Below are 13,839 nucleotides of genomic sequence, written 5' to 3' on the forward strand. Positions count from 1 at the left end.
TTACCAGTCGATAAACCAATAATGGCATTAGCATATACAGCCATCATCGCAATAGTGGTGGCTAATGCATCATTCAAAAAGAAATAGGCAAGCATGAAGGTGAAAATCTTCCGATAATTTTTCATCTGTTTAAAAGTATCTACCACTTCACGATATCCTGATAAAATAGATTGCTTTTGTATATTTTCCTTTGGTGTATCTTTGATGAAATAAAACAATGGCAAGGATAAAAGCAAAAAAAGAATTCCAGTTGGAATAAATGATTGATTATAAGCCCTATCATCTATAAATAAATAAACAGTTAACCCAATAAGTGTTCCAAAATAACCTACCGCAACTCCAAATCCTGAAATTAAAGGGACTTGCTCCTTGCTTCCTAAATCCGAAATCATGGTATCATAAAAAACTAGACTAGAATGATACGTAAATTTAGATAATACAAAAAAAAGAATAACGAATATCAAAGATAGCGGAATCCCAAACATCATTTGCGAAAACTGAATAGAAGAAAATATCCCCATTGCAATCGTTCCTATTACAGTTAATAATGTAAGGATTACGATATACTTTTTCTTCTTTCCTGTTCTGTCCATAATTACTCCAAATAAAGGGGTAAAGATAACTAACAGAAAACTTGCTAGGGCATTGGCATAAGATATAAACGTGGATGCTATTTGATTTTGCACATCATTTGAACCAACGATCTCCTGCAAATACAAGGGAAAAAAGATTGTATTGATGTTAGACGAAAAAATGGTATTAGCAGCATCATAAAGTGCCCACGAAATAATTGGCAGAGAAAAATATAATGCTAGCCCCTTTTTTTCCATTTGAACTTTATTTGTTATCGGCTCCATCCATTAAGCTCTCCTCTCAAACAGCAAGTATGTACATAACATACTCTTCTTTATCCTCCTTAAGAACCTTTGGCTTACCAAATACGGTTGATGACTGCCTGCTTTATAGATAGTCATCCGATTATTAATTATTTTTTCACTACAAGCGAACCGACAATTAAATCATGTAATGCTTGTTTTTTCTCTGTAAAAGCTGCCAAAATAAAACCAATTAATAGAATTCCAGATAAAAGACTAGATACCACGTATCTTCCTAAGCTTCTCCAGAAGGAAAGTCTATTACCCTTCTTATCTGTTACCTTTAAGCCTAATAGTTTTTTCCCAATGGTTGCCTGCCACTTTGACGCATGAAGTAATGAATAATAAAAAAGACTAAAAAGCAGACATACCGCCATCGTTCCGAAAAAAGCGACCATCATCGGGCCTATTATCGACAAAATCTCCGCATCTGATAATGCTTCTACACTTGCTGGATCAATCAATAGCTCTTCAGGTATATCCATCGAATTCACAAACAAAGCAAAAATGACATTTGAAAGAATTAATAATGGAATACCGACAATAATACTGTCGATTACCCATGCTCCAAAGCGAATCCAGAATCCAGCATATTGAGGTTGTTCATTTTTTTCTATTTGTATTGTTGTTACCATTTATTTCCCCTCCTTCTCATATGATAAAAGGAATTTATTATCAAAACAACCTTTTTTATGAAAAGACTGATAGATTTACATTTTTTAAACATTAAATGGACTGCTTAGATTCCTACCCTTTTTTCCCTTTTTAAAAGTTCATAAAATGTTTATTTAATTATTACTATTTCGTGAAATATATAACAAAGACCTAGACGAATTAACGTGATTGGAATACTCTAAAAGTGTAAGCAGTGAGGGAAGAATCCAAGATATTTTCTTAAAATCACTTAACGAGAGGACGAGTACACAATGAAGGGTACTGCAATTCTTTTTCACGATGATTTATCTGTAACTTTTTTAGAAAACATTGATTTAGCAGCATGGAAAGAACTCGAAGACACAGACAATATAACCAAATGCTTAGAAAACCATGAACAATTATTATGGATTGAAGAAGACGTTGATTGGGATTATGGTTACTAATTCAAGATAAAGAGTATTTAAGCTATAGAGCAGTGATTTTTTAGTCACTGCTCTTTTTGTATTTTCAATCATCTCCGCTTTTGATATCATAATAGAATAAGTTACGATAGGAGACTGGATATGGAACATTTAATCAATAAAAAAGTTAAGAATATTGAGATCTCTGGCATCAGAAAGTTTTCCAATATGGTTGCTGGAAAGGAAGGCATGATCGCTTTAACAATTGGTCAGCCAGATTTTCCGACGCCACTGCATATTAAGGAAGCTGCTAAAACTTCCATTGACGAAAACTATACATCCTATACGCATAATGCTGGAGAGATTGAATTACGTAAAGCCGCATCACAATTTGTACAAAAAAAATATCAGCTTTCCTATGACCCTTCCACTGAAGTACTTGTTACAGTTGGAGCTAGTGAAGCCATTGATGTTACCTTTCGTACTATTCTCGACCAAGGAGTCGAGGTAATTCTTCCAGGGCCTGTATATCCTGGATATGAGCCTATTATCCGTTTATGTGGTGCTATTCCTGTATATGCTGACATACGTGATACTTCTTTTCGTTTTACAGCGGACGTCATAAAGAAATACATTTCAGAAAAAACGAGATGTATCGTTTTACCCTATCCTTCCAATCCAACAGGCGTTAGCCTATCAAAAGAAGAATTAATAGAAATTGCTGCATTGCTTAAAGAAAAGGATATCTTTGTTTTAGCTGATGAAATATACAGTGAATTACTATATGACCAAGAGCATGTATCCATCGCTCAATTTCTTCGCGACCAGACAATTGTTATTAACGGACTATCTAAATCACATAGTATGACTGGCTGGAGAATTGGATTATTATTTGCTCCTTCTTATCTTAGTCAGCAAATAATTAAAGTGCATCAATATAATGTTACCTGTGCCTCCTCAATCTCTCAAAGAGCTGCAATAGAGGCGCTAACTACGGGTATAAACGATGCCGATTCTATGAGAGATGACTATCGAGTAAGAAGAAAATATGTGTATGAGCGCTTATCTTCTATCGGCTTGGACGTAGTTATGCCAGATGGTGCTTTTTATTTTTTCATAAAGGTTCCAACAAATACGATGAATTCCTTTGAGTTTTGTCTCGATTTAGTCGATAAAGTAAATCTAGCTGTTGTTCCAGGAAGTGCGTTTTCTAATTTAGGGGAAGGCTATTTCCGTATTTCATTTGCGTATTCCATGGAAACATTGGAAGAAGCATGTAATCGGTTGGAGGAATATAGTAACAAGTATTTGGAAAAATAATTAGAAAAAAACAGCTTCCAAATCTGTAAATTCACAGATTTGGAAGCTGTTTTTTTATCAATCCCAATATTTAAATAATGCTTGTGTTCCGCTCTCGTCTTCTCCTTTTGCTGATAAACGGCTATATAATGTTTCGGCAAGAGATAATCCTGGCGTTTCCATATTCATTTCCTCTGCCTCTTTAAGTGCAATTCTCATATCTTTAATAAAATGTTTGATATAAAATCCTGGCTCAAAATCGCCTTTTATCATTCTAGGTGCTAAATTACTTAAGGAAAAGCTGCCAGCTGCTCCAGCTGATATACTTTGTAGTACTGTCTCTGGATCTAATCCTGCTTTCTTTGCATAAACGACCGCTTCACTTACACCTATCATTGTAGATGCAATGGCAATTTGATTACACATTTTTGTATGTTGACCAGAGCCAGCAGGTCCTTGGTAAACGATATTTGTTCCAAGTACTTCAAATATGGGCTGAACTTCTTTAAACACCTCTTCGTCCCCACCAACCATAATCGATAGTTTCGCATCTCTTGCTCCTACATCTCCACCGCTGACAGGTGCATCTACAGCATAAATATTTTTCTTTTTTGCCTCTTCATATATCTTTTTTGCAAGGCTTGGCGTAGATGTGGTCATATCGATTAAATATGTATTTTCTTTTGCATTGTTAACTAAGCCATGTTCCCCTAAATATACTTCTTCTACATCTTTTGGATAACCGATAATCGTAATGATTACATTTGCTTTTAATGCCATCTCGTATGGACTATCGACCCATTCTGCTCCTTCTACTAAAAGATCAGATGCTTTTTCTTTCGTGCGATTATGAACAATAACTGGATAACCTGCTTGTAACAAATGCCTTGCCATACTTTTTCCCATTACTCCTGTCCCTATAAAGCCAATAGTAGTTGTTTCTTTTGCCGACATAGTATCCCTCTCCTTTTTTTCCCAATATGAAACATATCGTTTTATTTGAATTAACTATTTTCTTTATAGTATCATGAAAACATTTATAATTGTCTAAATTCTCTCTAAAACTTGGAAATCACCATGATAGAAAAAACTACCCTTTATACACATCTTTAAACACTGATTGTATATCAAGGTAGTTTTTTCATACTGCTTATTTACGTAAAATCCTTACAATAAGCATTTTCATTATTTCCATCAAAATCACTGCGGCAATTGCTAAGCCAGTTGCAATTAACCATTCGTTCATGCCAAATGATTCTGGAATGGCAAACACCTCTCTCGCAAATGGCAAGATCGTAATCAAATATAACAAGAAGCATATTCCTACAGCGCCTAATACATACTTATTGGAAAATAAACCTACCCCAATAATCGTTTGTGTGCTAGATCTAGCAGCAAATGTCTGCAACGAGCGTGAAAGAATTAAAGTGGTAAAAGCCATTGCCACTCCTAACTCATCGGAATGCTGTAAACCAATATAGTGGGAAATAATTACCGCTATCCCAATTAATATCCCTCTAATAACGACTGCACGAAGGGTTCCACCAGCAAAAATTCCTTCTTTGACATCTCTTGGCTTGCGTTTCATTACTCCAGGTTCTGATTTCTCCATCCCAAGCGCTATAGCTGGCAAAGAATCATTGACTAAGTTTATAAATAACAGCTGTAATGCTGTAAAAGGATTTGCCCAACCTGCAATTACAGCAAATAATATGGCAATAATTGCTCCAAAATTGCCTGCAAATAGATAGCCGATTGATTTTTTGATATTATCAAAAACAGTTCTTCCTACACCAACCGCATTTACAATCGACACAAAATTATCATCTGTCAGTATCATATCAGCTGAATCCTTGGCCACGTCCGTTCCACTTCCCATTGCAATCCCAATATCAGCTTGCTTTAATGCTGGAGCATCATTGACACCATCTCCGGTCATTGCAACTACTCGATTTTTCTTTTGCCACGCTCGGACAATGCGAATTTTATTCTCTGGGGAAACCCTCGCATAAACAGAAATATTTTCTAATTTTTGGTCTAGTTCCGCTTCCGACAAAGCATCTAGCTCTTGACCAGTTAATGCAATATCGTTCTCCTCCATTAAGCCGATTTTGCGACCGATTGCCTGTGCTGTTGTTTTATGATCGCCTGTAATCATCACAGTGCGAATGCCAGCATCCTTTGTGTGCTCAATCGATCCATATACTGCTTCACGAGGTGGATCCATCATTGCTGTTAGACCTACAAGAATAATATCTGATTCATCTTCTTCGGATATAATCGTTTTATCAGGCGGTATATGTTTATATCCATATGCAAGAACACGCAATGCTTGATTCGAAAAATCTTCATTAGCTTCTTGGATTTTTTTGAGCCATTCGTCTGTAAATGGTTCTTCCTTTTCATTAACCAGTATTTTCGTCGCCCGATTGAACATAACATCTGGACCACCTTTTATAAGCATTAGCCGTTGGTTATCAATTGTATGAACGGTTGACATTAATTTCCGGTCCGAATCAAAAGGTAATTCCGCTTCTCTTGGATATCTCAACCGAATCTCTTCATAGCTTCTTTTTCCATCATTATAAAAGTTAATAAGCGCAACTTCTGTTGGATCTCCAACTTCTCTATTTTCTTTATTGATATAAGAATCATTACATAAAACAGCTATATTTAATAACAAGGTTTCCGAGTAGTTCCATTGAGCAGGCTCAGGTGGTAAATGCTCCCTTTCTCCTTCTGGAATAAAATAATCGGTTACAGTCATTTTATTTTGGGTTAGTGTTCCTGTCTTATCTGTACAAATAACACTTGTGGAACCCAATGTTTCTACTGCAGGTAGCTTCCGAATTATCGCACTTTGTTTCGCCATCTTATTGGTTCCTACCGATAAGACAATGGTAACAATAGATGACAAGGCCTCTGGAATGGCAGCTACTGCCACTGCCACTGCAAATAATAAGGCATTAAGTATAGATGTCGTAACATCTACGTTTTCATCGCCTAACCAAATTCTTAACGCTTGAATTGCGAAAATAAGAATAGAAAGGATAAGGATTCCTACTCCTAATTTTTTACTAAATGCTGCCAATTTCTGTTGCAAAGGTGTTTGCTTATCTTCTGCCGTATTTAGCATATCAGCAATTTTACCTATTTCGGTTTTTTCACCAGTTCCTGTCACGACAAAGGTGCCTCGGCCATAGACAACAAGGGAACTGCTATAGACCATATTAATCCGATCGCCAAGAGCAGATTCCTCTGTAATTACCTTTTCTTGTTTCTCAATTGCCTCTGATTCCCCTGTCAACATTCCTTCATTCACTTTCAATGAACCGCTCTCTATAATTCGTCCATCTGCCGGCACATAATCACCAGCTTCTAGAAAAACAATATCACCTGGCACTAGCTCACGGGCTGGAATGGTGCTATTCGTATTATTCCGTCTCACTTTTGCCTCAGGGGCACTCATATTTCGCAATGCATCTAAAGAACTTTCTGCTTTTTTTGTTTGTATAACACTAATAATAGAATTAAGCAATATTACTAAAAAGATAATAAGCGATTCGACAAATTTACCCATAATTAATTGGATAACAATTACTACTAATAACACAATCACCATGGGATCTTTAAATGTTTCTAAAAAGAGCTTCCAAGTTGGCACTTTTTCTTTATCTTGGAGCTCATTATAGCCTTCTTTTTCTAATAGCTCCTTTACTTTGTCTGATGATAATCCTTGTTCAGATGACTGTAGATCTTTTAATACAACATCTTTTTCCTTTTGGTAAAAATCCACGTGACTTTATTCATCTCCTTCATTTTTCGTCTTTAGTATATTTTTTCGAATGGATACGATTTCCAACATAGAACGTTTTAATTGTTCTTTGTTCATATGTATAGCAGAAAACTCCTTTTTAAAACCCCTTCCCATTATTTATTCTCAATAAACCTGTACAATTTATATTAAAACAATGAGATATTAGTATTTTACCTCTATCCGTTCTTTTCATGTATGATTAAAATTTAATATAAAACAAAAAAACTGACTAGAATCATCTAGTCAGTTCAAATAAGGGGAAAATGAGAATAGCGTTAAGCTAACTTGTAAAAAGAGCTTATGCTATTTTTATTAATACCCACTATTTTTAAGGTTAAACCTGTTTGTTAAGAAAGTTTTGCAGCAGCTTTTACTGCTTCCATTACTTCTTCTGTTGTAGACATTTGTAATGCTTTTTCAGCTAATTCTTCCATTTCTGCTTTAGAAAGGTTTAGAATTTGTGATCTAGCTTTTAAGATAGATGTAGCACTCATAGAGAATTCATCTAAGCCTAATCCTAATAATAAAGGAATTGCTGTTTCATCTCCTGCCATCTCTCCACACATACCTGCCCATTTACCTTCTTTATGTGCTGCATCAATAACCATTTTAACAAGACGTAAAATAGAAGGATTGTATGGTTGGTAAAGATAAGAAACTCGTTCATTCATACGGTCTGCAGCCATTGTGTATTGAATTAAGTCATTTGTACCAATACTGAAGAAGTCAACTTCTTTAGCAAATTGATCTGCAAGAACTGCTGTAGAAGGAATTTCTACCATGATACCTAATTCAATTTTTTCTGCAACTTTGACGCCTTCTGCTGTTAAGTTAGCCTTCTCTTCTTCTAAAAGAGCTTTAGCAGCACGGAACTCATTTAATGTAGCAATCATTGGGAACATGATTTTTAAATTCCCATAAGAGCTTGCACGTAGCAATGCTCTTAATTGCGTACGGAAAATATCTTGCTCCTCTAAGCATAGACGAATAGCACGGAATCCTAAGAATGGATTCATTTCTTTTGGAAGATCTAAATAAGGTAATTCCTTATCTCCACCAATATCTAATGTACGTACTACAACTGGCTTCCCTTTCATTCCTTCAAGGACAGCTTTATAAGATTCAAACTGCTCATCTTCTGTAGGAAGCTGATCTCTACCCATGTAAAGGAATTCAGTACGATATAAGCCAACTGCTTCTCCACCGTTATTAATAACACCTTCTAAATCATTTGGTGTACCAATATTTGCTGCAAGTTCAACGTGAACGCCATCTGAGCTTACAGTTTGTTCATTCACTAGTTTCGCCCATTCTGCTTTTTGTTGCTCATATTGTTCAGCAGTCTTTTTATAGCTTTCTACCACTTCAGGTGTTGGATTAATATGGATTTCTCCTTTTAATCCATCAACAATTACTAAATCACCATTATTAATTTCTTCTGTTGCTTTTTTTGTACCAACAACAGCAGGAATTTCTAAAGATCGAGCCATAATTGCTGAGTGAGATGTTCTACCACCAATATCAGTTGTGAAGCCTTTAACAAATTGACGGTTAAGCTGTGCTGTATCAGATGGTGTTAAATCTTCTGCCACAACGACTACTTCTTCAGAGATCATACTTGGATTTGCCAAATGTACGCCTAGAAGATGAGACATTACACGCTTTGTCACGTCACGAATATCTGCAGCTCTTTCTTGCATATATTCATTATCCATTGATTCAAACATTGTAATAAACATGTCTGTTGTTTCTTTTAATGCGTATTCAGCATTCACTAGGTCTGTTTTAATTTTATCTTCAATAGGTGCAATTAATTCTGGATCACTCAATACTAATAAATGCGCTTCAAAAATCGCAGCTTTATCCGCACCAAGCTCTTTATTAGCCTTTTCACGAATAGCTTCTAATTCTGATTTCGCTTTCGATAAAGCTTCTTGAAAACGAGAAATTTCATTTTCTGCATTTTCAACAGTAGTTTTATCAAAAGAAAGATCTGGTTCAACTAAACGATAAGCTTTAGCAATGGCTATTCCACTAGATGCAGCAATTCCCTGTAAAAAACTCATTATTCTGCTAAACCTTCTTTATTTAAAGTTTCTTGTAATCCATTAATTGCTTCTTGCTCGTCGTTACCTTCTGCAATAATTTTAATATCAGCACCTTGTGCAATCCCTAATGACATAACACCCATAATCGATTTAAGATTTACTTTTTTCTCTTTATATTCTAATTGAATATCTGAGTCAAATTTGCTAGCAGCTTGTACTAATAGAGTTGCTGGTCTAGCATGAATTCCTGTATCTGCAATAACTTTAAATTGTTTTTCTACCATAATAAAATCATTCTCCTTTATCGATTAAGTTATAAGATGTAAACATATAGCTAAACTTTTCAAACTTAAACAACCCTTAATATAAACTAACAATTGTTTATCATAAATACTATATAATTTATATATTACAATTGTAAACTGAAAGCTATGTATTTTGTCGAAAAAAATTCACTGTCTATGTACACAAACTTTCTTTACAACCATTTATAGCATCTTCTAAAAAGATGAGAACATGTAAGATCGCGTTCAAAAATAGCAGGTAATTTAAGTTTTTGAAAAAGACATCTCAAATGAAAGAATAGCATTTCTTTCTTATCTAGACAATCAAAATTTATAAAACGACAAAAAATAGTTAACTTTATGGCGAAAATTAGTACATTTCGTTCCATTAAGCATATTTATTATGGTGCTAATTCTGTTTAGTAAAATTCCCAGATTATAAACTTTTATACAATGAAATAAATCGCATCCTTCAAAAAATAATCATTACTATGTGTTTGTAACAAATTCTTCAAACATTCGAATAGAAACCTTTACTTAAATGAAAAATATATTGCATTCTCAAAGTAAACAGGCTTTAATATTATTGGAAACATTCAAGCATTTGTCCTATTTTATCATTAATAGCCCTACTACTTTGAAAATATAAACTTGTTTTTTTTCGGATAGTTTGTTTTATTAATCCGCGCCTTGAAATAAATTCCCTATTGAGAAATATATAACCGCCAGAATGGATAAAGTGAGGAAAAGTATGAGATACAAACGGAAGGAAGCTTTTCGTTATCAATTGACTGATACTCTAGACGCTGTATTCACGCTAAAAGTTGCTGAAGACACACTTTCTAGTAAAGGACATGCCCTTATTTATAATATAAGTCCCAATGGATTAAGATTTCGAACAGAATATGACTTACCAGTTGGTGATACACGATTATTATTACAGATTCAATTCATCCTAAATGGAAACAAAATAACTATGCCTGGCCAAATAATTTGGAAGAAAAAGCTTGGAAACCAATTTGAATATGGCTATGAGGGAACGGAAGATAATGAAGCTAAACAGAAGATAATCAATGGTCTAAAAGAACTTTCGCGAATGGAGAATAAAGATACTCTTTAAAAACCATTAATTGAACACCACAAGAGCAAAAGACCTCACTTTCTATCCTTTATTATATTTCTACAGGAAAAAAAGTGAGGTTGCATGCAAATTAACTTCTTGGTTCGTCCATATATTTATAAGTAACATCCCCGCCAATTTCGGCAATTCCTTTAAAATACTTAAAATCCTCTCTTTTTACTAATTCTGTACGAAAAGTAAGAAATTCCTCTTTTTTCACTCGATAGCCATCTATTTCTTTATTCTTTAACTTTTCTAATATTTCTTCTGCTAATTCTTTATTCATACTGCTCACCGATTATCCTTTCAAATCATTTTCAGTCCATATTTTAAGTTATTCCTTTGCTTTAAGCAAAGAATTTTACCTATTTCCCTTTTCCATTACTATTTTTTGATATTATTATGTATATTTCTACTAATTATGTTATAATATCATCTAATATCAGAAAAGTGTAAGCATTTCCCACCTTGGCAATATAGTTAATAAAAATGGGATGTTCAGTTAGTTGATCACTTGCACCACTTTCTTTTTATAGTAAAATACATAATTTCGATAAACCAGCATTTCCCTTTATTTCATCATGCTAGGCATTAACAACAAACAAAAAACCTATTTCAAAAAAGTGATTGACACACATTTTATTCGCAGTTTCATAGTATATATGTAATAAGATTACTATACTGCTATTTTTTACAAATAAGTTCTAAATAGTGCAAACTATAATCAGAATTTATATAAAATTTGGAATGATAAGGAGAGATTGTGAGTGAAAATAGCTGAGGTTGGAAATATAATTGAATTTAGAGGATTACAAGGAATTGTTGAAAAAGTAAATGAAAATTCGGTCATTGTAGATTTGACTTATATGAATAATTACCGGGATTTAGAATTAGAACAAAGAACGGTTGTTAACCATAAAAACTATCGCATTATTAAATAAATACTTAACATATAAAAAGAAGTCAGATAGGAATTTACTCCTTTTATTGACTTCTTTTTTGTATGCGCTTTATTCATTATATTTAATAAGGAAGAAACTATTCTTCTGCCAATTCTTTTTTCGTTTTCACCTTTCCATGCGGCTTTTGCTTCTGCTTACGTACAGTCCATTCTCTTTCCTTTTCTCTCTGTGCTTTTGACACTTTTTTCACCTCCATCCTTTCCCGTTTTATGATAAGCATTTTTTTATTTTTTTATCCCCATTCTCCTTTTTGTACATATGCCAATTTTTAATTGACCTTTCTACTCTGCTTAAAGCTGGACTAGCATGCTGTTTGCTATAGTATGAATAAATCCAGAAAAGTATGAATATATCGCACTGACCCATAGGAATCTTACAAAATATTTGGTTGACCACATGAAAAAAAACTGTTAACATCACATTATATTTCTTAAATAACTGCATGCTATGAATGTTATGGATCAAACTATAACAGGAGCAGCTTCTGGAGAGACCGTTTTATTTTTAAACGGCACCGAAGGATTCACAATCTCAGGTAAAAGGACAGAAGATCAACCAATACATATTAGCTTATCATGTCCTGGTTCTTCTTACCCTTTGAAACAGATTGGTGTATCCAATCTGTTTTTTTCATACATTCATTAACTAGTGCTGTATTTGAGAAGCAAACAAAATAGTGAGTTATGAGGTGAAATGATGGTTCAACAGCGTCGTGCAGTCGTTAGCGTAATTGGAAAAGATCAAATTGGAATTATCAGTAAGGTAACTACAATCCTTTCTAATAATCACATCAATATCCTGGATATTAGTCAAACCATTCTTCAAGATTTCTTTACAATGATGATGTTAGTAGACATTACCGATAAAGAAAAATTAGATGCCTTAACAAAGCAGTTTGACGAATTAAGCGAGCAACTTCATTTAAAAATAAATATCCAATTAGAAGAAATTTTTCAATCCATGCACCGTGTCTAAGAAAAGAGGGTCAGAAAATGAAAATTGCATTGAATGAAATGATGGAAACCATCAACATGGTACAAATGGAAAACCTTGATATTCGTACGGTTACGATGGGAATCAGTCTATATGATTGTGCTGATTCAGATTTTCAAAAATTAAATGAGTCTGTATATAAAAAAATAACTACATATGCAAGCAAATTAACAGAAGTTGCAAATGCCGTTGAAAAAGAATATGGAATCCCCATTATTAATAAGCGAATCTCTATCACTCCAATTGCTGAAATTCTCGGAAATAGTACCGTTGAACAAGCAGTGACTTTAGCAAAAACACTAGATAAAGCGGCAAAAGATTTAAATGTAGATTTTATCGGTGGCTACTCTGCCCTTGTTCATAAAGGTGTTTCTAAAGGAGATCAAACATTATTGGACGCTCTTCCAGAGGCACTTTCTGTAACAGAACGGGTTTGTGCATCCGTATCAGTTGCTACAACAAGAACGGGTATAAATATGGACGCAGTAAAACAAATGGGAGAAATCATTAAAAAAGCTGCGGAAAATACGAAGGATCAAAATGGCTTAGCATGCGCGAAGCTAGTTGTTTTCTGTAATCCTGTGGAAGATAATCCATTCATGGCTGGGGCATTCCATGGGGCTGGAGAAGGCGAAGTAGTTATCAATGTTGGCGTTAGTGGACCTGGAGTCGTATTAAGCGCATTGAAAAAATATCCGGAAGCAGATTTAGGCGAAGTATCAGAAATCATCAAAAAGACAACCTTTAAAATTACTCGCGCTGGTGAATTAATCGGCCGTGTAGTTGCAGAACGCTTAGATGTTCCGTTTGGTATTATGGATTTATCACTTGCGCCAACTAATGCTATTAATGATAGTGTTGCAGAAATATTGGAAGAGATTGGTTTAGAACGCGTTGGTACACATGGCACTATTGCAGCTCTAGCTTTAATGAATGACGCTGTTAAAAAAGGTGGCGCCATGGCAAGTAGCTATGTAGGAGGATTAAGCGGCGCATTTATTCCAGTTAGCGAGGATAATGGCATGATTAAAGGTATTTTAGACAATAGCCTTACCCTTTCCAAACTAGAAGCAATGACTTGCGTATGCTCAGTGGGGCTTGACATGATCGCTCTTACTGGAGATGCTACACCTGCCACCCTATCAGCGATTATTGCAGACGAAGCTGCTATAGGGATGATAAATAAGAAAACAACAGCTGTCCGTGTCATTCCTGTACCAGGAAAAAAAGAAGGAGAAATCGTGGAATTCGGCGGACTATTAGGCCGAGCACCTGTGATGGGAGTCAATCCATTTAGCTCCGCCAAACTAATTAACCGTGGCGGTCGAATCCCATCTCCACTTCAGGCTTTAATTAACTAATCATATTCTTATAAGACAAGCA

14 protein-coding genes and 1 riboswitch are annotated in these 13,839 nt (G+C 34.7%); of the genes, 6 read left to right on the top strand and 8 right to left on the bottom strand.

The annotated features are described in order from the left end of the window. Both RTL21_RS15225 and RTL21_RS15230 read right to left on the bottom strand, forming a co-directional pair. Positions 1–857, bottom strand: an 857-nt coding sequence (locus RTL21_RS15225; protein ID WP_312096907.1) for an MFS transporter, incomplete at its 3' end; no start/stop codon positions are given. Positions 858–985: 128 nt separating this feature from the next. Beyond that, on the bottom strand, positions 986–1,510 hold the full coding sequence (locus tag RTL21_RS15230; RefSeq protein WP_312096909.1) for an RDD family protein: 525 nt from the start codon (positions 1,508–1,510) through the stop codon (positions 986–988). Positions 1,511–1,801: 291 nt separating this feature from the next. On the opposite strand from RTL21_RS15230, the gene RTL21_RS15235 reads away from it, so the two are divergent. Together RTL21_RS15235 and RTL21_RS15240 are read left to right on the top strand one after the other, a co-directional pair. Next, positions 1,802–1,975: a hypothetical protein gene (locus RTL21_RS15235; RefSeq protein ID WP_312096911.1), complete on the top strand. Its 174-nt coding sequence runs from the start codon at positions 1,802–1,804 to the stop codon at positions 1,973–1,975. Between the two features lie 120 nt (positions 1,976–2,095). After that, complete coding sequence (locus RTL21_RS15240) at positions 2,096–3,253, top strand: aminotransferase A (protein ID WP_312096913.1); 1,158 nt, start codon at positions 2,096–2,098, stop codon at positions 3,251–3,253. 57 nt (positions 3,254–3,310) lie between these two features. On the opposite strand, the gene RTL21_RS15245 is transcribed toward RTL21_RS15240, so the two are convergent. The 4 genes from RTL21_RS15245 to RTL21_RS15260 form a co-directional block, all read right to left on the bottom strand. Beyond that, the gene (locus tag RTL21_RS15245; RefSeq protein WP_396954455.1) at positions 3,311–4,231 is read right to left on the bottom strand and encodes an NAD(P)-dependent oxidoreductase; all 921 of its coding nucleotides are present in this window, start codon (positions 4,229–4,231) and stop codon (positions 3,311–3,313) included. Between the two features lie 151 nt (positions 4,232–4,382). Continuing rightward, positions 4,383–7,028 carry a cation-translocating P-type ATPase gene (locus tag RTL21_RS15250; protein WP_312096915.1) on the bottom strand — a complete coding sequence of 882 codons (2,646 nt, stop codon included), beginning with the start codon at positions 7,026–7,028 and terminating at the stop codon, positions 4,383–4,385. Between the two features lie 368 nt (positions 7,029–7,396). Continuing rightward, positions 7,397–9,115, bottom strand: a complete 1,719-nt coding sequence (gene ptsP, locus RTL21_RS15255) for a phosphoenolpyruvate--protein phosphotransferase (protein WP_312096917.1) — start codon at positions 9,113–9,115, stop codon at positions 7,397–7,399. Then, a complete protein-coding gene (locus tag RTL21_RS15260; protein ID WP_016200927.1) occupies positions 9,115–9,381 on the bottom strand; it encodes a phosphocarrier protein HPr in 267 nt (88 codons plus the stop codon). The genes ptsP and RTL21_RS15260 overlap by 1 nt, the downstream gene beginning before the upstream one ends. Positions 9,382–10,132: 751 nt before the next feature. On the opposite strand from RTL21_RS15260, the gene RTL21_RS15265 reads away from it, so the two are divergent. Continuing rightward, entirely contained in the window at positions 10,133–10,501 is a 369-nt protein-coding gene (locus RTL21_RS15265; protein ID WP_312096918.1) for a PilZ domain-containing protein, read from the top strand. Positions 10,502–10,592: 91 nt separating this feature from the next. Here the strand turns inward: RTL21_RS15265 and RTL21_RS15270 are convergent, their stop codons facing one another. After that, positions 10,593–10,787: a hypothetical protein gene (locus RTL21_RS15270; RefSeq protein WP_312096919.1), complete on the bottom strand. Its 195-nt coding sequence runs from the start codon at positions 10,785–10,787 to the stop codon at positions 10,593–10,595. 481 nt (positions 10,788–11,268) lie between these two features. Here RTL21_RS15270 and RTL21_RS15275 point away from each other — a divergent pair, with 481 nt between their 5' ends. Continuing rightward, entirely contained in the window at positions 11,269–11,442 is a 174-nt protein-coding gene (locus RTL21_RS15275) for a YkvS family protein (RefSeq protein WP_082138361.1), read from the top strand. A gap of 97 nt (positions 11,443–11,539) precedes the next feature. Here RTL21_RS15275 and RTL21_RS15280 read toward each other — a convergent pair whose 3' ends face one another. Then, positions 11,540–11,644 (bottom strand): DUF6254 family protein, encoded by a 105-nt coding sequence (locus RTL21_RS15280; RefSeq protein WP_220040981.1) that lies wholly within the window; start codon positions 11,642–11,644, stop codon positions 11,540–11,542. A 293-nt stretch (positions 11,645–11,937) separates the two neighbouring features. Beyond that, positions 11,938–12,020: riboswitch (glycine riboswitch) on the top strand. Positions 12,021–12,159: 139 nt separating this feature from the next. Here RTL21_RS15280 and RTL21_RS15285 point away from each other — a divergent pair. Both RTL21_RS15285 and RTL21_RS15290 read left to right on the top strand, forming a co-directional pair. Continuing rightward, positions 12,160–12,438 carry an ACT domain-containing protein gene (locus RTL21_RS15285; RefSeq protein ID WP_312096924.1) on the top strand — a complete coding sequence of 93 codons (279 nt, stop codon included), beginning with the start codon at positions 12,160–12,162 and terminating at the stop codon, positions 12,436–12,438. A 17-nt stretch (positions 12,439–12,455) separates the two neighbouring features. Continuing rightward, positions 12,456–13,817 (top strand): PFL family protein, encoded by a 1,362-nt coding sequence (locus tag RTL21_RS15290; protein WP_312096926.1) that lies wholly within the window; start codon positions 12,456–12,458, stop codon positions 13,815–13,817. The last annotated feature ends 22 nt before the right edge of the window (positions 13,818–13,839 follow it).

Origin of the sequence: Niallia sp. (assembly GCF_031978665.1) — a bacterium.
GTDB lineage: Bacteria > Bacillota > Bacilli > Bacillales > Cytobacillaceae > Niallia.

Coding starts and splice junctions, on each gene's coding strand:
- RTL21_RS15230 (WP_312096909.1), bottom strand. CDS start 1,510: ATGGTAACAACAATACAAATAGAAAAAAATGAACAACCTCAATATGCT.
- RTL21_RS15235 (WP_312096911.1), top strand. CDS start 1,802: ATGAAGGGTACTGCAATTCTTTTTCACGATGATTTATCTGTAACTTTT.
- RTL21_RS15240 (WP_312096913.1), top strand. CDS start 2,096: ATGGAACATTTAATCAATAAAAAAGTTAAGAATATTGAGATCTCTGGC.
- ptsP (WP_312096917.1), bottom strand. CDS start 9,115: ATGAGTTTTTTACAGGGAATTGCTGCATCTAGTGGAATAGCCATTGCT.
- RTL21_RS15260 (WP_016200927.1), bottom strand. CDS start 9,381: ATGGTAGAAAAACAATTTAAAGTTATTGCAGATACAGGAATTCATGCT.
- RTL21_RS15265 (WP_312096918.1), top strand. CDS start 10,133: ATGAGATACAAACGGAAGGAAGCTTTTCGTTATCAATTGACTGATACT.
- RTL21_RS15270 (WP_312096919.1), bottom strand. CDS start 10,787: ATGAATAAAGAATTAGCAGAAGAAATATTAGAAAAGTTAAAGAATAAA.
- RTL21_RS15285 (WP_312096924.1), top strand. CDS start 12,160: ATGGTTCAACAGCGTCGTGCAGTCGTTAGCGTAATTGGAAAAGATCAA.
- RTL21_RS15290 (WP_312096926.1), top strand. CDS start 12,456: ATGAAAATTGCATTGAATGAAATGATGGAAACCATCAACATGGTACAA.